This is a genomic window from Gilliamella sp. Pas-s27 (assembly GCF_009795865.1).
Classification (GTDB): domain Bacteria; phylum Pseudomonadota; class Gammaproteobacteria; order Enterobacterales; family Orbaceae; genus Gilliamella.
In genome coordinates this window covers 1-446 of the sequence record NZ_WTEW01000101.1, presented here as the reverse complement: position 1 = coordinate 446, position 446 = coordinate 1, and the positions used below count along the sequence as shown (strand labels likewise).

The following is a 446-nucleotide window of genomic DNA, read 5'->3' as shown; positions in this document are numbered from 1 at the left end:
CAAAAAAAGGAATTACACCGAATACTAAATAAATTATATAGTTATTTATCATAATATATCCTAAAATTATTCATTAGCTATTTTTAACAATAATGAAGCCAATGGCTTACCATTTAACGTTGCAGAATCTTTACAGAAATATTCATCTTTTAAATAAATTTGATCAAACTCTCTTACATCATAATGTACCCAACTTGTTGCTCCAATATCAGACGATTCTAAGTTAAACATATTTTCTTGACCAGCTAACCAATCCCATTTTGCTCCTAAATATTTATTAAATATTTCTTTGCGTAATTTATTCATATCATTACATGATCTTGTCCTGACACCATTTTTATTAAAATGTATATCTAAAGCCTTTCCTTTATGGTTTGTAGTTCGTCTATTTGTTTGAAGATTTCGATCATAACACCTATATCCTGATGAAATTTTTCTAAAACTAT

Annotated in this window: 1 pseudogene; it reads right to left on the bottom strand. The window is 26.7% G+C overall.

Going from position 1 to position 446, the window contains the following annotated elements:
* Positions 1-66: 66 nt before the first annotated feature.
* Positions 67-446: pseudogene (locus tag GQ589_RS12350) on the bottom strand (peptidoglycan-binding protein); the annotation flags it as partial.